13 protein-coding genes are annotated in these 22,918 nt (G+C 73.7%); 8 read left to right on the top strand and 5 right to left on the bottom strand.

The annotated features are described in order from the left end of the window. The first annotated feature begins 4 nt into the window (after positions 1-4). From ACL02U_RS11660 to ACL02U_RS11635, 6 genes are all read left to right on the top strand, one after another. Entirely contained in the window at positions 5-241 is a 237-nt protein-coding gene (locus tag ACL02U_RS11660; RefSeq protein ID WP_412790656.1) for a heavy-metal-associated domain-containing protein, read from the top strand. Positions 242-363: 122 nt separating this feature from the next. After that, the gene (locus ACL02U_RS11655; protein WP_412790655.1) at positions 364-2,646 is read left to right on the top strand and encodes a heavy metal translocating P-type ATPase; all 2,283 of its coding nucleotides are present in this window, start codon (positions 364-366) and stop codon (positions 2,644-2,646) included. Positions 2,647-2,782: 136 nt separating this feature from the next. After that, positions 2,783-3,574 carry a hypothetical protein gene (locus ACL02U_RS11650; protein WP_412790654.1) on the top strand — a complete coding sequence of 264 codons (792 nt, stop codon included), beginning with the start codon at positions 2,783-2,785 and terminating at the stop codon, positions 3,572-3,574. 194 nt (positions 3,575-3,768) lie between these two features. Further along, positions 3,769-4,230, top strand: a complete 462-nt coding sequence (locus tag ACL02U_RS11645; RefSeq protein WP_412790653.1) for a CBS domain-containing protein — start codon at positions 3,769-3,771, stop codon at positions 4,228-4,230. Between the two features lie 223 nt (positions 4,231-4,453). Next, a complete protein-coding gene (locus ACL02U_RS11640; protein ID WP_412790652.1) occupies positions 4,454-5,704 on the top strand; it encodes a cation:proton antiporter in 1,251 nt (416 codons plus the stop codon). Between the two features lie 109 nt (positions 5,705-5,813). Then, positions 5,814-7,112 (top strand): SLC13 family permease, encoded by a 1,299-nt coding sequence (locus ACL02U_RS11635; protein ID WP_412790651.1) that lies wholly within the window; start codon positions 5,814-5,816, stop codon positions 7,110-7,112. A 104-nt stretch (positions 7,113-7,216) separates the two neighbouring features. On the opposite strand, the gene ACL02U_RS11630 is transcribed toward ACL02U_RS11635, so the two are convergent. The 4 genes from ACL02U_RS11630 to ACL02U_RS11615 form a co-directional block, all read right to left on the bottom strand. Continuing rightward, positions 7,217-7,936 carry a potassium channel family protein gene (locus tag ACL02U_RS11630; protein WP_412790650.1) on the bottom strand — a complete coding sequence of 240 codons (720 nt, stop codon included), beginning with the start codon at positions 7,934-7,936 and terminating at the stop codon, positions 7,217-7,219. Further along, positions 7,929-9,302 carry a TrkH family potassium uptake protein gene (locus tag ACL02U_RS11625; protein WP_412790649.1) on the bottom strand — a complete coding sequence of 458 codons (1,374 nt, stop codon included), beginning with the start codon at positions 9,300-9,302 and terminating at the stop codon, positions 7,929-7,931. The genes ACL02U_RS11630 and ACL02U_RS11625 overlap by 8 nt, the downstream gene beginning before the upstream one ends. A gap of 135 nt (positions 9,303-9,437) precedes the next feature. Next, a complete protein-coding gene (locus ACL02U_RS11620) occupies positions 9,438-14,393 on the bottom strand; it encodes a DNA repair ATPase (protein WP_412790648.1) in 4,956 nt (1,651 codons plus the stop codon). A 79-nt stretch (positions 14,394-14,472) separates the two neighbouring features. Next, a complete protein-coding gene (locus ACL02U_RS11615) occupies positions 14,473-16,506 on the bottom strand; it encodes a flotillin family protein (RefSeq protein ID WP_412790647.1) in 2,034 nt (677 codons plus the stop codon). A 507-nt stretch (positions 16,507-17,013) separates the two neighbouring features. Between ACL02U_RS11615 and ACL02U_RS11610 the strand changes: the two genes are divergently transcribed. Further along, positions 17,014-18,072: a PucR family transcriptional regulator gene (locus ACL02U_RS11610; protein WP_412790646.1), complete on the top strand. Its 1,059-nt coding sequence runs from the start codon at positions 17,014-17,016 to the stop codon at positions 18,070-18,072. Positions 18,073-18,228: 156 nt separating this feature from the next. Here ACL02U_RS11610 and ACL02U_RS11605 read toward each other — a convergent pair whose 3' ends face one another. Continuing rightward, on the bottom strand, positions 18,229-20,097 hold the full coding sequence (locus tag ACL02U_RS11605) for a potassium channel family protein (protein ID WP_412790755.1): 1,869 nt from the start codon (positions 20,095-20,097) through the stop codon (positions 18,229-18,231). A gap of 921 nt (positions 20,098-21,018) precedes the next feature. Between ACL02U_RS11605 and ACL02U_RS11600 the strand changes: the two genes are divergently transcribed. Then, on the top strand, positions 21,019-22,698 hold the full coding sequence (locus ACL02U_RS11600) for a chloride channel protein (RefSeq protein WP_412790754.1): 1,680 nt from the start codon (positions 21,019-21,021) through the stop codon (positions 22,696-22,698). Positions 22,699-22,918 lie beyond the last annotated feature (220 nt).

Here is a 22,918-nt window from a genome sequence, read left to right as displayed (position 1 = left end):
GATCATGACCGAGCAGAGCAACACCACCGACGTCACCACCGTCTACCGGGTGTCGGGCATGACGTGCGCCCACTGCGAGGGCGCCGTCTCGGAGGAGATCTCGGCGCTGACCGGCGTCAGCTCCGTCAAGGCCGTCGCCCAGACGGGCGAGGTCACCGTGGTGTCCGCCGCCCCGCTCGACGAGGAGGCCGTCCGCAGCGCCGTGGACGAGGCCGGATACGAGCTCGTCGGGCGGGCGTGACGGGTCCTCGCGAGCCGCACACCCCGCCCCCCGGCAGGCCTGCGCGCCATCGGCCCGGCACGGGACGCAACGCCCCCGCCGTACGGACGCCGCACGGCCCGCCTCTCTCCAGGAGACACGCAATGCCCAGCACCGCCACCGGGAGGGCACCGGGCAGCCCGGAGCCCGTGTCCCAGGCCACGTCCGAGGTCGAACTCTCGATCGGCGGCATGACCTGCGCCTCGTGCGCCGCCCGCGTCGAGAAGAAGCTGAACCGCATGGAGGGCGTCACGGCGACGGTGAACTTCGCCACGGAGAAAGCGAAGGTCGCCTACGCGCCGGGCGTGGAGGTCGCCGACCTCGTCGCCACCGTGGAACGGACCGGTTACACCGCCGAGGAGCCGGCGCCGCCCGCCGCCCCGAGCGACGACACCGGGGACGAGCAGCCCGCACCCGACGGCGAGCTGCTCGCCCTCCGGCAGCGCCTGCTGGTCTCGCTGGTGCTCTCGGTGCCCGTGGTACTGCTGTCCATGGTGCCGGCGCTCCAGTTCGACGACTGGCAGTGGCTGTCGCTGACGCTGGCCGCCCCGGTCGTGGTCTGGGGCGCGCTGCCCTTCCACCGAGCCGCCTGGACCAACGCCCGGCACGGCGCGGCCACCATGGACACCCTGGTATCGGTGGGCACGGTCGCCGCCTTCGGCTGGTCGCTGTGGGCGCTGTTCCTCGGCGACGCCGGCGCGCCGGGCATGCGCCACGGCTTCGACCTCACCGTCTCCCGGGGCAACGCGTCGTCGATGATCTACCTGGAGGCCGCCGCGGGCGTCACCTCCTTCATCCTCCTCGGCCGCTACCTCGAGGCCCGTTCGAAGCGGCGTGCCGGCGCCGCCCTGCGCGCCCTGATGGAACTGGGCGCCAAGGACGTGTCGGTCCTGCGCGGCGGGACGGAGGTCCGGGTGCCCGTCGCGGACCTGGCGGTCGGCGACCGCTTCGTCGTCCGCCCGGGTGAGAAGATCGCCACCGACGGCACCGTCGTCGAGGGCGCCTCGGCCGTGGACGCCTCGATGCTCACCGGCGAGTCGGTGCCGGTCGACGTCACGGCCGGCGACGGCGTCACCGGCGCCACCGTCAACGCCGGCGGCCGGCTCGTCGTCGAAGCGACCCGCGTCGGATCCGACACCCAGCTCGCGCGGATGGCGCGGCTGGTCGAGGACGCGCAGAACGGCAAGGCCGAGGTCCAGCGCCTCGCCGACCGGATCTCCGCCGTCTTCGTCCCCGTCGTCCTGCTGATCGCCCTGGGCACCCTGCTGACCTGGCTGGCGGTCACCGGCGACACCACCGCGGCCTTCACCGCCGCCGTCGCCGTGCTGATCATCGCCTGTCCGTGCGCCCTCGGCCTGGCCACCCCGACCGCCCTGATGGTGGGCACCGGCCGCGGCGCCCAGCTCGGCATCCTCATCAAGGGCCCCGAGGTGCTGGAGTCCACCCGCCGGGTCGACACCGTCGTCCTGGACAAGACCGGCACCGTCACCACCGGCCGTATGGCCCTCGGCGAGGTGCACCTCGCCGAGGGCGCCGACGAGAAGGAGGTACTGCGGCTCGCGGGCGCCCTGGAGCACGCCTCCGAGCACCCGGTCGCCCGGGCGATCACGTCGGGCGCCGAGGACCGGGTCGGCGCGCTGCCGCCGGTCGAGGAGTTCCGGAACGTGCCCGGTCTCGGGGTCCAGGGCGTCGTCGACGGCCACGCGGTCCTCGTGGGCCGCGAACAGCTCCTCGCGGAATGGACGCCGGCCCTGCCGCGCGAGCTGGCGGAGGCCAAGGCGGCCGCGGAGGCCGAGGGGCGGACCGCCGTCGCCGTCGCCTGGGACGGAGCGGTCCGCGGCGTCCTCACCGTCGCCGACGCCGTGAAGGACAGCAGCGCCGAGGCGGTCGCCGAACTGCGGCGCCTGGGCCTGGCACCGGTCCTGCTCACCGGCGACCACCGGGCCGTCGCCGACTCGGTGGCGCGCTCCGTGGGCATCGACGAGGTGATCGCCGAAGTCCTCCCCCAGGACAAGGTCGACGTGGTCAGGCGGCTCCAGGCCGAGGGCCGCACGGTCGCCATGGTCGGCGACGGCGTCAACGACGCCGCCGCGCTCGCCACCGCGGACCTCGGCCTGGCCATGGGCACCGGCACCGACGCCGCGATCGAGGCGGGCGACCTGACGCTGGTCCGCGGGGACCTGCGGGTCGCGGCCGACGCGATCCGCCTGTCCCGCAGGACGCTGGCCGTCATCAAGGGCAACCTGTTCTGGGCGTTCGGCTACAACGTCGCCGCGCTGCCGCTGGCCGCCTTCGGGATGCTCAATCCGATGATCGCGGGCGCGGCGATGGCGTTCTCCTCGGTGTTCGTCGTGACGAACAGCCTGCGACTGCGCTCCTTCCGGTAGCGCCGCTCCAGCCGGTTCGGTACGGCCGCTCCACCTGGTCTTTTACCCTGGTGGCGGCAGGGCGCGCAGGGGCGCGCCCGGGCTTGCAGGGGGCGGGGGCATGGGAGACGGGAAGCGCGGACGGTGCCGGGGGGCGGTGGTTCGCGCCGCGACGCTGGTGGCGCGCACGCTGTGGGGCGAATGGCAGGGGATCGTCGCCGATCCGGTGCGGCGGCTGCGGCGGCGCGGCCTGACGGGGCTGTCGCTGGCGTTCCTGGCCGCCTTCGGCGTGATCTTCTTCCATGATCTGGCGCAGCGGCCGGCCGGCGCACGTCTGGTGTGGCTGGTGGGCGGCGTGACCGCCGACCTACCGCTGTGGCTGGCGCTGCTGCGGACCCCGGTGTCGCTGTTCGTGCCGGCGCTGGACCTGCCGGTGTGGGCCGGCATCACCCAGCTCTTCCTCGCCTTCGCGCTGGCCGAGCTGGTCCTCGGCCGGGTGCGGACGCTGGCCGTGGCGTACGCCGCCACGCTCGCGGGCACCCTGGCCGTGCGGGTGATGCTCGCCCTCGGCCCGGGCTGGTGGGGGCTCGGGCTGCCGTCGCAGGTCGGACGGGTGCTGGACACCGGGCCTTCCGCCGCGGTGGTCGGGCTGTTCACGTACCTCTCCGTGGTGCGGCGCGCGCCGGTGGTGTTCGCACTCACCGGCGGGTCGATGGTGTGGGAGTCGGTGGCGGTGCCCAATCTGGCGGGACGCGAGCACCTGATAGCGGTGGGCCTGGCGCTTGTGCTGGGCCTGCTGCACGGGCGCCGCCTCCCCGGGCTGCCGAGGCTCCGCTCCAGGGCGGCCGCAACCGGTCCGCTGCCGCTCCGCGCCCGGCGGCAGGACGAGGCTGCCGGGGCCGGCCCGGAAACGTCCGGGAAGGTGACCGTCTCCGGCCGCGGCACCTGAGGCACCGGGCGCTCCGGCCGCGCGGGACGTGAGGCCCCGGGGCCGGGACGTCCCGCTTCCGATGTCCACCGCCGGACGTCCGGCCCCCTGGGACGCCCGTCCGGGTCCGTCCTCCCGGCGCGGGAGTGGTGGGCGGCACGGGTAGGGGTGACGCTGCTGGGTAGTGGGACGCACAGGACAGAGGGGAGCCGGTCATGCGGGCACGCGATCTGGCGGTGGAGTACGAGACGGTCAGCATGGACACCGACGCCCTGGCGGCGGCACGCCTCATGGCGGAGCACCAGCTCCCGGCCCTGCTGGTCGTCGACGGCCTCGGTGCGCCGACGGCCATCCTCCCCGCCTCCCAGATGATCAAGATTCTGGTGCCGGGCTACGTCGTCGACGACCCGACGCTGGCCGCCGTGGTGGACGAACGTCACGCGGACCAGCTCTGCCAGGCGCTGGCCGGCCGCTCGGTCCGCGAGTGCCTCTCCAAGAGCGTGCCCAGTCCGCCGGTCGCCGAGCCCGACGCGACAGCGCTCGAGGTGGCCGCCCTGATGGCACAGGTCCGCAGCCCCCTGGTGGCGGTCGCGGCCCAGGACAAGGCGGGCACCCGGCTGCTCGGCGTGATCACCGCCTCCCAGTTGCTGGAGCGGCTGCTCACCGCCGTTCCCTGACCGACGGGGAGGCGCCGCCGGTCCGCTGCCCGCCCACCGGACCGAACGCTCGTGAGCGCTCCGGCCCCGGTTGCCGGATCCCGGCAAGGTTTGCGCTTGCCACGGTGCGCACGACCGATCTGTCGAAGACGTATCAAGAGCAGGTAGGGTTCCCACTGGTGTGCCGGGAAGCCTGGTCGGCGAGCAGGGTACAGCTCTCTCTTCCGATCGGGGGACGTTCGTCATGGTTCTGGTGGTGGTCTTCGGCGTCGCACTGCTGGTGGCCGTTCTTCTGTCGGGCCTGGCGGCGCGCACGGTGCTCTCCACGTCGTTCCTGTTCCTGGTCGGCGGCGCCCTGGTCAGCGACGGTTTCCTGGGGCTGATCCACATCACCCCGGACAGCCCGATCGTGTCGGTCACGGCCGACCTGGCGCTGTTCGCGGTGCTGTTCACCGACGGAATGCACGTCTCGCTCCCCACGCTGCGCGCGAACTGGAAGAACCCGGCACGCGCGCTCGGCCTCGGCATGCCGTTGGCCTCCGTCTTCATGGCGCTGGTCACCCACTACCTGGTGGGGCTCGACTGGACGACGTCCTTCCTGGTGGGTGCGGTACTCGCGCCGACCGACCCGGTGTTCGCGTCGGCGATCGTCGGGCGGGCCGAGGTGCCGGCCAAGCTGCGGCAACTGCTGAACGTGGAGAGCGGCATCAACGACGGTCTGGCCCTGCCGGTCGTCCTGCTGCTGATCGCGGCGGCCGGACCCACGGCCGCGGGCATGGAGGCCTCCCCTGGGAAGATCGCGGCGGAGCTGCTGCTCGGCCTGGTCTTCGGCATCGTGCTGCCGCTGGTCGTCAACGAGCTGGCGCGGTTCCCGCTGCTGGGCGCGGAGCCGAAGCTGCAGCCGCTGCTGCCGCTGGCCGTGGGCGTCATCCTGTACGCGGGCTGCCACCTGACGCACGCCAACCCCTATCTGGCCGCCTTCTCCGCGGGCGCCGTGCTCGCACACGTCTCGCCGGAGGCGAAGAGGTCCTTCGAGCCGCTCGGTGAGGCCGCGGCGGAACTGGCGAAGTTCACCGCGCTGCTGGTGTTCGGCGCGCTGCTGACCCCGCAACTGTTCGGGGACCTGTCGTTCGGCGGGTACGTGGCGGTGATCCTGGCGATCGTCCTGATCCGTCCGGTCTCGCTGCTCGTGTCGCTGGTGGGCACGCCGATCTCCCGCAAGGAGAAGCTGGTGGCCGCCTGGTTCGGGCCGAAGGGCTTCGCGTCGGTGGTGTACGGGCTGCTGGTCCTGCATTCCGGCATTCCGCACGCCGAGCAGGCGTTCACGCTGATCGCCGTGTGCATCGCCTTCTCGATCATCGCGCACAGCTCCACCGACGTGCCGATCGCGCGCGCGTTCGACGTGGAGGAGCTGGCCGGGATCCCGGACGACGACGACAACGACGACGGCACCGCGGCCCGCTCCGGGTCGGCGCCCGCCGATGCCCGCGCCTGACGGCCGGGTGCCGGCGGGGGCCCGTCGGCGGAAAGGCATACCGTGACCGTGCGGCCCGCCCGGTGAACACCGGCCGCACGGTCACACTCGAACACCCCTTCGGAGGAACGTGAACGACTGGCACAGCTGGGCGGCGATCGCCGTGTTCGTCGGCGCCTACGCCCTGATCATCAGCGAGAAGATCCACCGCGTCGCCGTGGCCCTGGGCGGTGCAGGCCTGATGCTGGCGATCGGCGCGACCGACGACGTGTCGGCGTTCTACTCCGAGGAGTCGGGCGTCGACTGGAACGTCATCTTCCTGCTCATGGGCATGATGATGATCGTCGGCGTGCTGAAGAAGACCGGCATGTTCGAATACCTGGCCATCTGGGCGGTCAAGCGCGCCCAGGCCAAGCCGTTCCGGGTGATGGCCATGCTGGTGGTCATCACCGCGCTGGCCTCCGCGCTGCTCGACAACGTGACCACGGTGCTGCTCATCGCCCCGGTCACCCTCCTGGTGTGCGAGCGGCTGGCACTGCCCGCCGCCCCCTTCCTGATCGCCGAGGTACTCGCGTCGAACATCGGCGGGACCGCGACGCTGGTCGGCGATCCGCCCAACATCATCATCGCCAGCCGGGCCGGGCTGACCTTCAACGATTTCCTGGTGCACCTCGCCCCGCTGGCCGTCGTGCTGATCGGCGTGCTGCTCGTGCTGTGCCGCGTGATGTTCCGCAAGTCGTTCGTCTACAACCCGGACCGCGCCGCGGAGATCATGGAACTGGAGGAGCGCGAGGCGATCCGGGACCCGCGGCTGCTGGTGCAGGGACTGGTGGTGCTGGCCCTGGTGGTCGCGGGCTTCGTGCTGCACCCGGTGCTGCACTACGAGCCGAGCATCGTCGCCCTGCTCGGCGCGGGCCTGCTGATCGCCGTCTCCACCGTGGAGACCGGCGAGGTGCTGTCGGAGGTGGAGTGGCCCACCCTGGCCTTCTTCGCCGGCCTGTTCGTGATGATCGGCGGGCTCATCGACACCGGCGTGATCGACGAGATCTCCAAGGCCCTGGCCGACACCATCGGCTCCAACGAGCTGGGCGGATCGATGACCCTGCTCAGCGCCTCCGCGGTGCTGTCCGGCGTCGTCGACAACATCCCCTACGTCGCGACCATGGCGCCGATCACCGCCGACCTGGTCCACAACATGGGCGGCGCGGGCGACCACGTCATGTGGTGGGCGCTCGCGCTCGGCGCCGACCTGGGCGGCAACGCCACCGCGATCGGCGCCAGCGCCAACGTCGTCGTCCTGGGCATCGCCGAGCGCAGCCGGCAGCCCATCTCCTTCTGGCAGTTCACCAAGTACGGCCTGGTGGTGACCGCCGTCACGGTGCTGATCTCGCTCGGCTACGTGTGGCTGCGGTACTTCGCGCTGGCCTGACGCCCCCGTGCGGAGGCTCGACGGTACGGGCCCGTGCCGCGGGCGGACACCGTCCCCGGCCCGCGGCAGGTTGCCGAACCCCGGCAACCTGCCGCGGGTCGGTCTCAGTCGAGTTCCGCGAAGGCCTCCACCGCGCGGGTCTTGCCGGTGACCACGATGACGTCGCCCTTCTGCACCACCGTCTCGGCAGTGGCGTACGTGAAGTCCTCGCCGGGGCGCTTGATGCCGACGACGGTGACGCCGTAGCGGGTGCGTACCAGGCTCTGCCCCAGGGGGACGCCGGTGGCGAGGTCCGGGGCGACGGTCTTGACCAGGGCGTAGTCGTCGTCGAACTCGATGAAGTCCAGCATGCGGCCGGTGACGAGGTGCGCGACGCGTTCGCCCATCTCGTGCTCGGGCAGCACCACGTGGTGCACCCCGAGCCGCTCCAGGATCTTCCCGTGCTGACGGCTGATGGCCTTGGCCCAGATGTTCGGCACCTCGGCTTCCAGCAGGTTGGAGCTGACCAGGATGCTCGCCTCCACGTCGGTGCCGATCGCGACGACCGCGCTGGAGAACTCGTGCACCCCGAGCTGCCGCAGCACCTCGGGGTCGGTGCAGTCGGCGACGGCCGAGTGGGTCAGCGTGTCGCTGTACTTCTGGACGAGCCGGGTGTCGGTGTCGATGCCGAGGACGTCCCAGCCGCGGTGCATCAGCTCCCCTGCCAGGGAGCTGCCGAAGCGGCCCAGGCCGATGACCGCGACCCGCTGGTCCGCGAGGTGACCGGCCTGGTCGGTGCGGCGCTTGCGGCGGCGACGGCGCAGGGAGTGCAGGTGGTTAGCCAATGACGGGTCGCTCCTCGGGAAGCTCGTAGCGGCGGGTGCGCTCGCGCAGGGCGAGCGCGGAGACCAGGGTGACCGGGCCGAGGCGCCCGACGAACATCAGCAGGACGAGGACGAGGTGCCCGGCGGTCGGGAGCCCGGCGGTGATCCCGGTGGACAGGCCGACGGTGCCGAAGGCGGAGACGACCTCGAAGAGCACCGTCTCCATCGGCAGCGTGGTCATGCTGAGCAGGGCGAGCGTGGCGCTCATCACCAGTCCGACGCCGAGCAGCGCCACGGTCAGCGCCTGGCGCAGCACGTGCGGTGCGAGCTTGCGGCCCAGGACACCGGAGTTGGGTTCGCCGCGCACCTCCGCGATGATCGCGACGGCCAGCACCGCGAAGGTGCTGACCTTCATGCCGCCCGCGGTGCCCGCGCTGCCGCCGCCGACGAACATCAGCATGCAGGTCAGCAGCAGGGTGGAGGCGTGCATCGCGCCGATGTCGACGGAGTTGAAGCCGGCCGTCCGCGTCATCGCCGAGTGGAAGAAGCCGGACAGTATCTTGTCCGGCCAGCCCAGCGGGCCGAGGGTGCCGGCGTTGCGCCACTCCAGCAGGCAGGTGAGGACGGTGCCGGTGACGAGCAGCACCACGGTGGTGCCGACGGTCAGCTTGGTGTGCAGCGACCAGTTGCGGCGACCGGTGGCCCGTCGCCGCCGCCGGTAGCGGAGCGTCTCCAGCACGACGGGGAAGCCGAGACCGCCGACGATCACCGCGGCGGCCACGGGCAGGATGATCCAGGGGTCGCTGCCGTAGCGGGTGAGGCTGTCGGCGTACAGGGCGAAACCGGCGTTGTTGAAGGCCGAGACGGAGTGGAAGAAGCCCAGGTACACGGCGTGCCCCAGGGCGTCGCCGTAGCCGAACCGGAAACGCAGGGCCAGTACGGCGCCGACGGCGATTTCGACGACCGCGGTGGTGCCGGCGACGCCGAGCAGTACCCGGCGCACGTCCCCGATGCCGAGGCTCTTGGTCTCCGCCTGCGCGGTGAGCTGCAGCCGCAGCCGCAGTTTGCCGGAGACCAGCAGAGCGAGGAGGGAGGCCATCGTCATGATGCCGAAGCCCCCGATCTGGACCAGGGTGAGGATCACTCCCTGGCCGAACCCGCTCCAGTAGGTGCCGGTGTCCACGAGCGCCAGTCCGGTCACGCACACCGCGGAGGTGGCCGTGAACAGGGCGGTGACGGGGTCGGGGCCGGTGCCGTCCGCGGTGGCGACGGGCAGTGACAGCAGCACCGTGCCCAGGGCGATCACCGCGGCGAAGGCCACCACGACGGTACGGGCCGGGTGCGCGGTGAACAGGGACGGGCGCGGCCGGGTGATACGTGCTGCCACCTGCTGCCTTCCGCCTGGTCTCCGTCGTTTCGGGTGGTTCGCGCCAAGCGCCCCGCGGGACCCGGCGGCGGTCACCCTACCTGGTCGGACCGGGGAGGCAGCAGGGGGCCGCAGGGCGGCGCCCCGCCACCGGCGTCAGGGCCGTCCGAGGCCGGGCGCCGGGCGGCTCGCGTGCCGGGCCGGCGGACCGCCGCCGGGGTGGCGGGGGTCGGCGGCCCGGTCGATGGCGGACTCGACGGCGGCGATCCGGTCGCCGAGGAGGGCCAGCGCGGCCACGGCGCGGGTGAGCGCGTCGTCGCCGGGGCCGCCGAGGGCGCGGGCGCGTACGTGGGCTGCCTTCACCTCGGCCCAGCGTGCCGACTGGCGGGGTGTCAGCGTGCCGCGCAGCTCCGCCAGTTTGAGCAGGTTCGCCTCGGCGCCGGAGGTGAGGGTCTGCGCCTCGGCGGTGTAGTGGTCCTGGATGACGGCGGTCAGCTCGGTGTCGTCCATCACCGGCTGGACCCGCTGGACGATCTTGTTCATGTTGCGGTACGAGCCCTGCAGCCGGAACGGCGGCTCGGTACGGGCGTCGTCGGACTGCGCGGCGGAGGCGATGTACGCGGCGTTCACGGCGAGGACGGTCCGGCGGGCGGTGAGTACGTGCCGCAGCACGGCCAGGATCCGCTCCAGTTCGGTGGGGGCGAGGGGCTGGGCGAGCCGGTCGCTGCGGGCGGTGGTGTCGCCGCCGGCGAGCCGGATCAGCAGTTCCAGGTCGGCGCGGTCGCGGCCGGCCAGCGGGGCGAGCACCGGGTTGGCGGTCAGCGCGTTCTCCACGAAGCTGAGCGCGAAGGCGTCCTCCTTGCCGGTGAGGACGTCGCCGAGGTTCCACACGTCGGCGCGGTTGGCGAGCATGTCCGGCACCCGGAAGCGGCTGCCGGACTCGGTGTAGGGGTTGCCCGCCAGGCAGACCGCGAACCGCTTGCCCCGCAGGTCGTAGGTGCGCGGCCGGCCCTGCCAGACCCCCTCGACGCGGCGGGTGGCGTCGCACAGCGGGATGAACTTCTGCAGCAGCTCCGGGGAGGTGTGCTGGATGTCGTCGAGGTGGAGCAGGGTGTTGTTGCCCGCCGCGAGAGCGAAGTTGATCTTCTCGACCTCCTGGCGGGCGGTGGCGTCGGGTGCCTCGGCCGGGTCGAGGGAGGTCACTCCGGAGCCGAGGGCCGGACCGCTGACCTTGACCAGGACGAGTCCGAGGCGGTCGGCGACGTACTCCATCAGGGTCGTCTTGCCGTAGCCGGGCGGGGAGATGAGGAGCAGCAGGCCGCCGCCGTCGGTGCGCCGGTCCTCGCCGGTGCTGCCGAGCTGCCGGGCGAGGCTGTCACCGACGAGCGGCAGGTAGACCTCGTCGACCAGGCGGTTGCGCACGAAGGCCGACATGACCCGGGGGCGGTGGTCGTCCAGGCGCAGCCGGGTGCGTTCGGCGGCCAGGAGCATGCCGCGGCGGTGCTGGTAGGCACGGAACGCGGGTACCTCCCGCTCGCGGAAGCGGCGGGTGCGGGCAAGGAAGTCGTCGAGGCGGAGGGTGAGGGTGCGCTCCCGGATGCGGGGATGGCTGCCGAGCAGGCCGGTCACCTCGGCGGCCAGGGGGGCGTCGGACGCGTGGCGCGGCAGTTCCGGGCAGAGCTCGGCGGCCGCGGCCTCGGCGAGGTCGCCCGGGGTGAGCGGGGTGCCGACGGCGTCGGCGTAGGCGGACAGCCAGGCCCGGGCGAGCTGGCTGCGGGCCCCGAGGTCGTCGAGGGCGGCGAGGTCCTCGACGTAGTGCCGGATACCGGCGGTGCCGCGGAACGCGTCGAGCAGGGTTCGGGTGTGCGCGCCGATGACGAAGCCCTCGGGGCCGGTGGTCAGTTCGTCGAGCAGGTAGGCGGCGGCCTCGCCGGCGTCGGCCGGTGCCGTGCCGCCGCCGGGCCAGGCGCCGAGGGCTGCCGCGAGTTCGGTGCGCAGCTCGGCGAGTTCGGGCCCCGGGCCGAAGGCGTCGCGGGCGCGGGCCAGGGAGACGGCGCGCCGGGTCCAGGCGGCCCGGTCCCGGCCGCTGGCGCCGTGCGCCCAGAAGAGCTGGGCGAGGGCGCGGGCGGCCGGCTGGTGGCGCAGGGTGCCGGCGCCGTCGTACAGGCCGAGCAGGGCGGTGAGGATCGCGGTGGCGTCCTGGTCGTGGACTCCCCGCTCGTACCCCTCGTCGTAGGACTCCTCCGCCGCGGTGCGGACCAGCGCGGCCAGGTCGCCGGCCTTCGCGAGGGCGGCCGGGCCGTGCGCGTCGAGCAGCCGGGCGGCCAGGTGCTCCGAGCGGTACACCTCCGGCGACTCGGACGGCAGGTGGCGCTCCCAGTAGGGGCGGCCGGCCTCGAGGTCCGGGTCGGTGGCGGGGGCGCGGTAGTCGGTGCCGGTGACGGCGAAGTCGAGCCGGTCGCCGTGCGGGACGAGGGTGAGGTCCACGGGCTGGGTGTTGACGGCGAAGCGGTGCCCGCCGAGGCGCAGCGTGCGGCCGCCGTCGGCGTACAGGTCGGTGCGGTCGCGCAGCGCGCGCAGCGCTTCCTGCCGGGCTGCCTTCAGCCGGCCGTCCAGTTCCTCCGCCCGCACCGGGTCGCCGAGGTCGCGCAGGTCGTGCGCGGTGCGGCGGACCTTGGCGACCATCGGGTCGGAGGCGAAGTAGGTGCTGACCGCGTCGGTGTCCGCGAGGGCGGTGCAGCGGCGGGCGACCGTGTGCAGGACCCGGTCCGCCGCGGTGGCGAGCTGTTCGGCGCGGCGGGCGCGGGCGTCGGCGAGGCCCTGCTTGCGGGCGGAGAAGGTCTCGTAGATCTCGGTGCGCCGGTCGGCGAGTTCGCCGAGGAAGTCCTCGAACTCGGCGAACCGGGATTCCAGGTCCTCCACCCGGGCGAGCATGCGGGCCAGTTGCTCGTCGCAGGCCTCGGGGGTGCCTGCTGCGGTGAGGGCGCCGGTGACGGACTGGGCGAGCAGGGCGAACTCCGCGGCGAAGCCGGCCCGGCCCTCCCGGTCCAGGAGGGTGCGGCGGCGGGCTTCGAGGCCGGCCCGGGCCCGGTTGACGCCGGCCAGGGCTTCGGCGATGCGCTGCAGGACGGCGGTGCGGACGGTGGCGTCGCCGGTGTCGAGGCCGGAGACGACCTCGGTCACCGTGCGCAGTTCCCCGGCGAGTTCGTCGAGCCGGCCCGTCAGGGGCTCGGCCTCGGCGACGGTGGCGATGCCCTCGGCGTCGGCGGCGATCCGGTCAAGCTCGGCGTGGTGTGCGGCGAAGGCGTCCTCGCGGGCCAGGAAGGACACGGCGCGCCGGCCGAAGGCCGCGAGGTCCGCCTCGGCGGCGGCGGCCAGTTCGTCCAGGCGGGCGGTGTCGGCGTGCCGCATGTCCTTCAGGGTCAGCAGGTGGCCGTGGGCGTGGCGCAGTTCGGTCAGTCCGGCCACCCAGGCGTCGGCCTGCCGGGGGGCCTCGCCGCGCAGCCGGCGGACGACCGCGGCGATGCGGGAGGCGGCCGCGTCGAGCGCCTCGGCGGCCTGCCGGGTGAGCGCCCGGACCGTCTCGAACTCGGCCGTCACCTGCTCGGCGGTGGCCCGGAGCTGCCGCAACGGGGCGGCGACGTCGCCGAGTTCGGGGTCGCCGAGCCAGTGGTGGGCGTCGGCAGTGCGGGTGGAGGCGGCGACCAACTCCGCGTACACCTCGCTGGTCGGGGTGGTGCCGGCGACGGCGCGGGCCAGGGAGAGGCAGTCGGAGATGCCGCGCACGAGGTCGGCGTTGCCGACCCGGGCCAGCGGTCCCTCGCCGACCGGGCGGGCGGCGGCGCGGGTGTCGGACAAATACGGGGACCGCCACAGCTGCACCGGGTGCACCCGGCCCGGCTCGCCGTCGGCGGGTCGCAGCAGGGTGAGCAGCCCGTCGTCGAACAGCGCCCAGCCGTGGCAGGACAGCGGGGTGGCGACCTCCTTGCGGATCAGGTTGTAGGGCAGCAGCAGGCTGCGGCCGTCGGTGGGCGCGTGGAAGGCGTACAGCACGTCCTCCCCGTTGGGTGAGCGCACCTCCCGCTCGAACTCCAGGCCCTCGGTGTCGAGGTCGAAGGTCCTGACGGTACCGCCGGCCAGGCAGTAGCCGCCGGGGAAGACGATGCCCTGGTCGTCGGGGAGCCGGCGGCAGGCCCGGCCGACGGCGTCGAGCCGGGCCACGGTCCGGGTGAGGGTGTCGAACACCAGGTACCGGTCGGTGTCCTCCTTGTACGGGCGGACCCTCAGCAGGACGAGGGCGCCCACCCGCGCGTGGGCGACGTCCGCGTCGGCGAGGGACTGCAGCGGCTCGTCGACGGGTTCGCTGTGGATGCCCTCCCCGGTCTCGGTGTCGTTCCCGGTCTTCACGGTGAGGGTGCCGCCGAGGGTGTCGACGAACACCTCGCCCCCGACGGAGATGTGCGGGTGGCGGCCCAGGACGTGGTCCTCGCGGGTGGTCGCGGTCCAGTCGAAGTCGTGTGCGGGCGGCAGTACGTGGTCGCGGTCGCCGCGCGCGTCCAGGAAGGTCGCGCCGCCGTCCTCCGCGACCGTCCAGCGCAGCACCCGGATGTCGCCGGACTTCTCGCCGGTGCGGAAGACGGCCAGCAGGGTGCCGTCGACACGGTGCAGCCGGATCAGGCGGGCCTGCCGGAAGTAGCGGTGGAGCGCGGTGAACTCCCGGACGAAGTCCGGGTCGTCGAGCAGGCCCGGCACGGCGCCGCCGGGCAGCCGGTTCAGCTCGCGGTCGTGCAGCGCGAGGACGTCGCCCACGGCGGTGTCGGCCTGGCGGCCGGGGACGGCGTTGTGGCCGAAGAGGAGCACCTCGCCCACGGCGACGAGGTCGCGGGGCAGGCAGGCCCGGTCGGTGCGCAGCCGCTCGGTGCCGGCGAGGTCGAGCCGTGCGGAGCCGAACTCCTCGGTGCGGCGGGCGTTCAGCGCCTCGGCGCGGCGGGCCAGTTCGGCCGCCTGGGCGCGGAGGCGGTCGTGCAGTACCTCGTACGCGCCGCGGTCGACCGCGTCTGGCGGCGTGTCCGGCTGCCCGTCGTGCGGCGCCTCGTGCGTGCCGGTGGTCATCGATGCCTCTCAGGACTTTCGTGGCAGGGGCCGGGAGCCGCCGTCCCCGGTGCGGCGGCTCCCGGCCCGGGTGGGTGGTTCAGGCCCGGGCGCTGCCGTTCAGCGCGGCCAGCGGGGTGTCCGCGAGGCCCAGCTCACGGGCCCTGTCGAGCAGTTGCCGCAGCGGTCCGCTGCTCGCGGCGTCGCTCTTCATCAGCTTGACCAGCAGGGCGGACACCGTCAGGTTCTGCACGTCACCGGTGGAGACCGAGCCCAGGATCCGGCCGAGGTCCTCGGTGAAGCTGGCCGAGCCGTCGAGCCAGGGCTGGGCCAGTGCCTGCGCGGTCGCGGAGTTCTGGACGAATCCGTCGACGCTCTTGCCGAGTGCGACGGAGTTGACGAGCCGGTCGAAGAAGACCGACTCCCCGCCGACGATGTCGATGTCCGCGTTCTCCAGGCCGGTGGCGAGCACCGTGGCCTGGGCCTCGGCGATCCGCCGCTGCACCTCCAGGCCGGCCAGCCGGACGTCCTTCTCCGCCTCCAGGCGCAGCCGGTACTCCTCGTGGCCGCGGGACGCCTCGTCGAGGGCGGCCATGGCCGCGGCCTTCTCGGTGAGCCCGGCGGCCTCGGCCTTCAGCCGGCTGCCGACCGCCTCCGCTTCGGCGAGGGCCTTGGCCCGCGCGCCCTCTGCCTCGGCGCGCAGCCGGGCCCCGGTGGCCTCGGCCTCGGCGCGGCCGGCCTTCTCGATGACCTCGGCCTCCTTGTCGCGGACCTGCACGGCGGCGAGTCCCTCGGCCGCCGCCTCCGCCTGGACGCCCTCGGCGAGCCGCAGCTTGGAACGGGCGTCGAGGTCGGCCGTCTTCAACCGGGCCTCGGCGAGCGCGACTTCCTCGGCGGCACGGTGGGTGGCGGCCTGTTCGGCGGCCTCGGCGGCCTTGATGTCCTTGACGAGTTTCTCCTGCGCCTCGGCCTCGGCGGCGATGACGACGGCCTGCCGCTGCCGCTCCGCCTCCTCCACGGCACGCAGTTTCTTGATGGACTCCTCCTGCTCGGCCACCGTGCGGTCCACCGCGACGCGTTCCCGGACCACCTCGGCGATCTCCCGCTTCTCCGCCTCGACCTCCTTGTCCGCGGAGATCCGGGTCAGCTCGGTCTCCCGGTCCCGGGCGATGGCCTCCAGCATGCGGTCCTTCTCGATCCGCTCGTTCTCGACGGCGATGACCCGCTCGCGGTTCTTCGCGGCGACGGCGACCTCGCGGGCCTGGTTCTCCCGCTGCACCCCGAGCTGCTCCTCGGTGCGCAGGAAGGCGCCCTGCGCGCGCAGCCGCTCCTCCTCCACCACCTGGGCGGTCTCGGCCTCCTCGCGCGCCCGGACGGTCTCGATCTCCCGGCGCTGCCTGATCTCGGCGTCGGCCTGCCGGCGCTCCAGTTCGAGGATGGCCTCGCGGGCGTCGACGTTCTGCCGGGTGATCTCCTTCTCCTCGCCGCGCTGCGCCTCGTTGGTGCGCACGTGCTCGGTGGCGGTGAGTTCGGTGATCTTGCGGATGCCCTGGGCGTCGAGGACGTTCGCCGGGTCGAGTTGGGTCAGCGGCGTCTGCTCCAGGAAGTCGATGGCGGCGTCCTCGAGGTGGTAGCCGTTGAGGTCGACGCCGATGACCTCGATGATGCGGTACCGCAGCTCCTCTCGCTTGGTGTACAGGTCGGTGAAGTCCAGTTGCTTGCCGACGGTCTTCAGCGCCTCGGAGAACTTCGCGTGGAACAGCTCCTGCAGCGTGTCGCGGTCGCTGGCCCGGGTCGTGCCGACGGCCTGGGCGACCCTGACGACGTCCTCCACCGTCTTGTTGACGCGGACGAAGAAGGAGATGCGGATGTCCGCGCGGATGTTGTCCCGGCAGATCAGGCCCTCCCGGCCGGCCCGCGTGATCTCGATGGTCTTCACCGAGATGTCCATCACCTCGGCCTTGTGCAGGACGGGCAGGACCACCTGTCCGGTGAAGGTGACGTCGACCTTCCGCGTCTTGGACACGATCAGCGCCTTGCCCTGCTCCACCTTGCGGAAGAGCCGGGAGACGGCGAGCAGCGCGAGGAGCGCGGCGAGCAGGCAGACACCGCTGCCCGCGATGATGGGGGTCATGACACAGGTCCTCCGGACACCGGGGTGGTGAGGTCTCGGCGATGGGCGGGCCGGGGTTCCGGCCCGCGGTGGGCGGCTCAGGCGGTAGGGCGGCCCGCCGCGTCCGGTCCGCCGGGTTGGACGGGCCGGTGCGGTGACCGCGGTACCGGTCGGACCGGCGCCGCCGGCGGCGGGGCGGGCCTCGCCGCGGTCGGGGCGGCCGTGCGCCGGGGCGCGGGGAGGCCGGTGGCTGCCGGTACGCGGACCTGCACGTCCCGATCTCCCTCCGGTTCCCGGCAGGCCGTGGAACAGCCGCCTCTCGGCGGTGCACGGCTCCCCTCCGGGTTCCGGTGCGCGGGCATCCGCCGATGTCCTCGCACCGGAACCGTCCGCCGTGCTCCCCTCGCCTCATGCTGCCTTCGCTGCCGCGGGGAGCGCATTGCCGGTTCCCGGCAACATTCACTAGGGTCTGCATGCCGGTGACCGTGCGTGTACGTCACCGGGGCATCACCGATCCAAGGGGGCTGGATGACGGGCCGGAAGATTCCCGGAGAGTATCTGGACGGGTATGACCGGATTCTGACCGAGGTGGCGGCGACCGGTCGCCGCCTGACCCGGGACGAGATCGCCTCCCGGCGCCTGCTGGGCGAGCAGGCCGCGGACGCCGGGTTCGGGCTGCGCGAACTGGTGAGCGCCCACCTCACCGCGGCCCGCGGGTCCTGGCCGCAGGCACCCGGCTCGGCCGACGGTGCGCTCGCGGCCGTCCACCAGGTGATAGACGCCTTCGCCGAAGGGTACGAACGCGCGCAGCGGCTGGCCGTACGCCAGGAGGAGGCCGCGCGGCGGGAGTTCATCGACGACCTGCTGTACGGCCGCAGCGACCTGGGCCGCCTCGCCGAGCGAGCCGAGCGTTTCGGCCTGCGGCTCTCCCACGCCCACGCGGTGGCGGTCGCGCAGGGCACCGCCGCCTACGAGGAGGGCGATCCGGTGCCGCGCCAGGTGGAGCGGGCGCTCATCTCCCGGTTCGGCGACCGCAGTATCCTGCTGACCACGAAGGACGGTCGGCTGCTGTGCATCGCGCCCGGCCACCAGGACGAGGTCCTGGCCTACTTCGCGAAGCACGCCTACGCCGCCACCGACGGCGGCCGGGTCGCCGTCGGCCGTCCGCAGCACGGCCCGGGCGGTGTGGTCCAGTCGTACGAGGAGGCCCTCAACACGCTGGAGATGGCCGAGCGCCTGGACCTCGACGACCCGGTACTGCGCGCCGCCGACCTGCTGGTCTACCCGGTGCTCACCCGCGACCGGCAGGCCATGGCCGACCTGGTGCACAACACGCTGGGCCCGCTCACCGCGGCCCGCGGCGGTGCTCAGCCCCTGCTGGAGACCCTGACCACGTACTTCGACTGCGGCTGCGTCGCCGCGGAGGCCGCGCGCCGGCTGACCCTGAGCGTGCGGGCGCTGACCTACCGGCTCGAACGCATCCACAAGCTCACCGGCGCCAACCCGGCCGATCCGGCCCACCGGTACATGCTGCAGACCGCGGTGATCGGCGCGCGGCTGCTGGACTGGCCGGCCAGCGAGGTGTGAGGCCGGCGGCGGGGCGGTCGCCCGCACGGGGCGGGACGTCCGGCGTTGCGGCCGCCTTCCCCGCGGCGGGACGCTCCGGCGCGGGGCCGCCTCACGCGCGGTGCGCCGGGATCGGGCGGGCGCACCGCTGCCTGCCGGGACCCGGCAGGCAGCCGGCTACCGCTGCGGCCGGCGGCCGAGCAGTTCCGCCAGCCCCTGCCGGGTGGCCGCCAGCACCACCCGGTCCTCCGGTGTGAGCACGTAGCCGGGATGCAGGTCCCACACGAGGTTCTGCGCGTGCCGCCCCGGAGCCCCCGCCGTGGCCAGGTCGGGCAGGCGCTCCCCGGGCGCCGCGGTGTCCAGGGCGACCACCCGCCAGGAGCCGGCCCGGAACGCCTCGGCGACGGTGCGGCCCTGGAGCTGCGGATGCCCGGCCACCTCGAGCGCGGCGAACAGCAGCACCTTGCGCTCGACCGGAATGGCCCCGAGGACCTGGCGTCCCATCATCGCCCCGGCGAAGGCGGGAGCGGCGAGGTGGGACACGCTGCGGCTGCGGGTCAGGGCGTCCGGGTGCGCGGCCCGCAGGGTCCGGTACACGGCACTGGCGAACTCGTCGTCGAACAGCCGCAGCGAGACCCTCAGGTCCCGGCGCAGCGCCCGGGCGGACAGCGCGGCCTCCAGGTTGGTCGTGTCGGAACTGGTGAGCGCGAGCAGGGCCTGTGCGCGGTGCGCGCGCGCCGACTCCAGGACCCCCTCCTGGGTGACGTCGCCGAGGACGACCGGAACGTGCAGCCTGCGCGCCAGGGCGACTCCGCGGGCCTCCGGGTTCTCCTCCACGCACACGACGGGGATGTCCAGCTCCGCCAGCCGGGCCAGCACGCGGGTGCCGATCTTGCCCAGGCCGAGCAGCACGACGTGCCCGGACAGCCGGCGGGGAACGCGCCCCAGGGCGGAGGCGGCACGGAAGGTGCCGAGCGCCTCCAGCAGGCCCGCCACGAGCACGGGCAGCAGGAGCAGCCCGGCGAACCCGGCGAGGATCTGCAGGAGTTGGCGGCTCGCCGCCTGACCGATGGCCGGGTCGTTGATGGCGAAGATGTCGAGCAGGGTCATGTACGCCGCGTGCAGCGGATGCTCGTCGACGGTGAGCATCGAGGCCACCGTCAGGGCCAGCACCGCGCCCAGCACCGCGCCGATCGACCACCACAGCCGGCGTGGGAAGAGCGAGACCAGGGGTGCGGACACCGCGCGGAGCCGGCCGGTGTGCAGGGACGGCCCGGCGTAGGTGACTGCCTCCAGCGCGATCGTGCCCCGTCCGACGGCCGCGGCGACCTCCTCGTCGCCGGGCAGCAGCCGCGGCCCCTCGGACCCGCTGCCGTCCGCACCCTCGTTGCCCGCCGGGTTGCTGGTGGTGGAGGACAGCAGGGCCAGGGTGCACAGCCCGGAGTCGGCGACCCGGCCGTCGCCCGGCGGAGCGTGCTCGACGGCGCGCAGCAGTGTGCCGTCGGCCTGGACCACCTTCCCGGTCCCGGCGATGACGGTGGCGGCGAGGGCGGGGGCGGCGGTGTCGGCGTCGGACAGGACGGTCGTGGAGGTGTCCAGGGCGTCCGGGTCGACGCCGGGGGTGGCGCGGTCGAGGAGCTGGGCGAGGTGCTCCCCCAGCTTCCGGTTGTAGAGGCGTATCACCAGGCGGAGGCGCGGGTTGAGCCTCCGGGCGGCGAGCGCCGCGCGGATGTTGGTCTCGTCGTCGTCGTGGACGAGGGCCAGGGCGCTCGCCTCCGCCACCGCTGCCGCGTCGAGCGCGTCCTCGTCCAACTCCGTTGAGATCACGGTCCGGAGGGCCGGTGCCGGCATCGGGCCGTCGCCGCCGGCGCCACGGTGCCCGGCGAAGGGCACCCGTCCGAGGATCGCCGAGGCGAGGGCCGCGGTGCGCCTGGGCGCGCCCGCCCCGCGGGCCTCGGGGGCCACCAGGACGACGCGTTCCTGGTAGACGTCGCGCAGTTCGACGGCGAGGCGCCGGGCGAGCGCGTCGTCGCCGCAGACGACCATGTGGCCTGCGGGCAGGGGAGGTTGCGGCTGCTGGGGAATGGAAGACACATGTCACAGAGTGCCGTACCGGCCCGCCCGGTTCCGCCCTCCGGGGTGGCCGACGGGTACCGCGGCCCGGTACCGGCGACGGCGCTTCTCCCCGGCCGCGGCCGAGGGGCCGGCGAGGACGACGGACCAGGCAGGGCCGGGGCGCCATGCCGCGCCGGGATGCGGGGCGGGGCCACGGCCGCCCGCCGGCGGGCACGGGCGGGAAGGGCAGGGCCGCGCGGCGTGGAGCGGGCAGCCGACCGAGCGGGCACGGGTGCCCGCACGGGTGGGCGGTCAAGCGGTCGGGCGGGCGGTCGGCGCGAGGGCGCGGCTCGACGGCCGCGCCGCTCGGAGAGCCGGCGGATCCCGGCCGGGCGGGGCCTCACGGGGGACCGCCGCGGGCCGCTGCCGGTTCCCGTCCTCCGCCGCAGGTTCCGGAATCACACCGACCGGTCGGTGAACGCTCACACGGGGGTGTGAAACATCACCGCGCGTGTGATGTTCGCTACAGCCAGACGTGGCCGCACACACTGCCCGGAACGGGGCCGTCCGGTCCGCGGGCGGCCTGGACGCCGCTCGCCCGCAGCGGGCAGGAGAGCGCCCGGCAGCGTGAACCCGCAGCTCACGGGCAGTGCGCTGGTGCGCCGGAGCCGACGCTGCGGCGAGTACGACACCGTGCCGCGCCGACCGCGGATCCGTCAACCTCCTCGCACGCCTCCCCCGGGCCGAGCTGCCGCACCCTTGACGAGTTTTGCATAATGCAAAAGTACGGAAGGGGAAGTGATGAGTGCCATCGAGGCAACCAGGGACGAGCAGCGGACAGCCACAGCGACCACGGAGGCGGCCACGCCCCGGCAGCGACTCGCAGGGCTGCGCAGCGCCCCCTGGAGCCTGATGGTCCTCGCCGTGGTGATCGGCGCCGGCGCCGGCGCCGGGTCGATCGTCTTCCGCTGGTGCATCCAGTTCTTCACCCGGCTGTTCTCCGGCCACGCCGACTACGCGGCGGCCGCGGGCAGCAGCCATCCGCACGTGTCCTGGCTCGGCCCCTACTTCGTCCTGTTCGCCCCGGTGATCGGCGGCCTGCTGTACGGCCCGCTGGTCAACCGGTTCGCCAAGGAGGCCCGCGGGCACGGGGTGCCCGAGGTCATGCTGGCCGTCGCCCAGCGCGGCGGCCGGATCAGTCCCAAGGTGGCCGTGGTCAAGACCCTGGCGTCCGCGCTGACCATCGGCTCGGGCGGTTCGGTGGGCCGCGAGGGGCCGATCGTGCAGATCGGTTCGGCCCTCGGGTCGACCCTGGGACGCTACACGCGGGTGACCGAGGGGCGGATGAAGCTGCTGGTCTCCTGCGGCGCGGCGGGCGGCATCGCGGCCACCTTCAACGCGCCGCTGGCCGGTGTCTTCTTCGCCATGGAGCTGATCCTCGGCGCCTTCAGCGCCGAGGCCTTCGGCGCGCTGGTGCTGGCCAGCGTAACCGCGAGCGTGATCGGACGCGCCGCCTTCGGCAACACGGCCTTCCTCGACCTGCCCGACTTCCGCGTCGACAACCTCGCCCAGTACGGGCTGTTCGCCGTGCTCGGCGTGGTGGCCGCGCTGGTCGGCGTCGGCTTCACCCGGATCCTGTACTGGATCGAGGACGCCTGCGACTGGGCCTGGCGCGGTCCGGAGTGGCTGCGCCCCGCCGTCGGCGGACTGGCGCTCGGCGTGGTGCTGCTGGTGCTCCCGGAGATGTACGGCGTCGGCTACCCGGTGCTGCAGAACGCCACCGAGGGCAAGTACGCGGTCTCCTTCCTGATCCTGCTGCTGCTCGGCAAGGTCGTGGCGACCAGCCTGACCATCGGCATCGGCGGCTCGGGCGGCGTGTTCGCGCCCGGCCTGTTCATCGGTGCGATGCTCGGATCGGCGTACGGCACGGCCGTGCACCAGCTGATGCCGGGCGAGGCCGGTCCGACGGGAGCGTACGCGCTGGTCGGCATGGGGGCGGTCTTCGCCGGAGCCTCCCGCGCCCCGATCACCGCCGTGGTCATCCTCTTCGAGCTCACCGGCGAGTACTCGATCATTCTGCCGCTGATGCTGGCCATCGTGCTCGCGACCGCCACCAGCCGCCTGCTGACCAAGGACACCATCTACACCCTGAAGCTGCGCCGCCGCGGCATCGACCTGGAGGGCCCGGCACGCAACGCGCGGATCGGCGGCCAGCGGGTCGGCACCGTCATGGAGCCCCTGCCCGAGCCGCTGCCGGCCTCGACGCCCCTCGCCCACGCCGCCGACCTGCTGAGCCTCTCCCCGCACGGTGCGCTGCCCGTGGTCGACGCGTCCGAGCGCTACATCGGCGTGGTCACCGCCCAGGCGGTCGCCGAGGTCCTCTCCGAGCAGCCCGAGGGTGCCCCGGTGACGGTGGAGAAGCTCGCGGAGCCCCCGGCCCCGGTCACGGCGGACCAGCCCCTCGCCACGGCACTCGGTCACCTCGTCGCGGTGAACGGCACCGGCGTGCCGGTCCTGGACCGCATCCACGGCAAGCCCGTCGGCTGGCTGAGCCACCAGGGTGCGCTGCGGGTCCTGCACACCACCTCCTAGCACGCCCGGCAGGTCCGCGGGGCGAACGTCGCGGACCGGTAAGGAACACACGACGGCCACGGGTGCGGGGCACCCGCCGGCCGGACGGGTCTGGCCCATCCGTAGGAACTTGCCGACCGCGCACCGTTGCGGTCCCCCGCCACGACGAGGGCGGCGCCATCCTGGCCTCACGGTCCGGGGCGCCCGCCCGCCCCTTCGCTCCGCCTGTCGTGAAGGGGCC

Origin of the sequence: Streptomyces sp. MS06 (assembly GCF_047200655.1) — a bacterium.
Lineage (GTDB): Bacteria > Actinomycetota > Actinomycetes > Streptomycetales > Streptomycetaceae > Streptomyces.
This window is presented reverse-complemented; position numbering and strand designations above follow the sequence as displayed.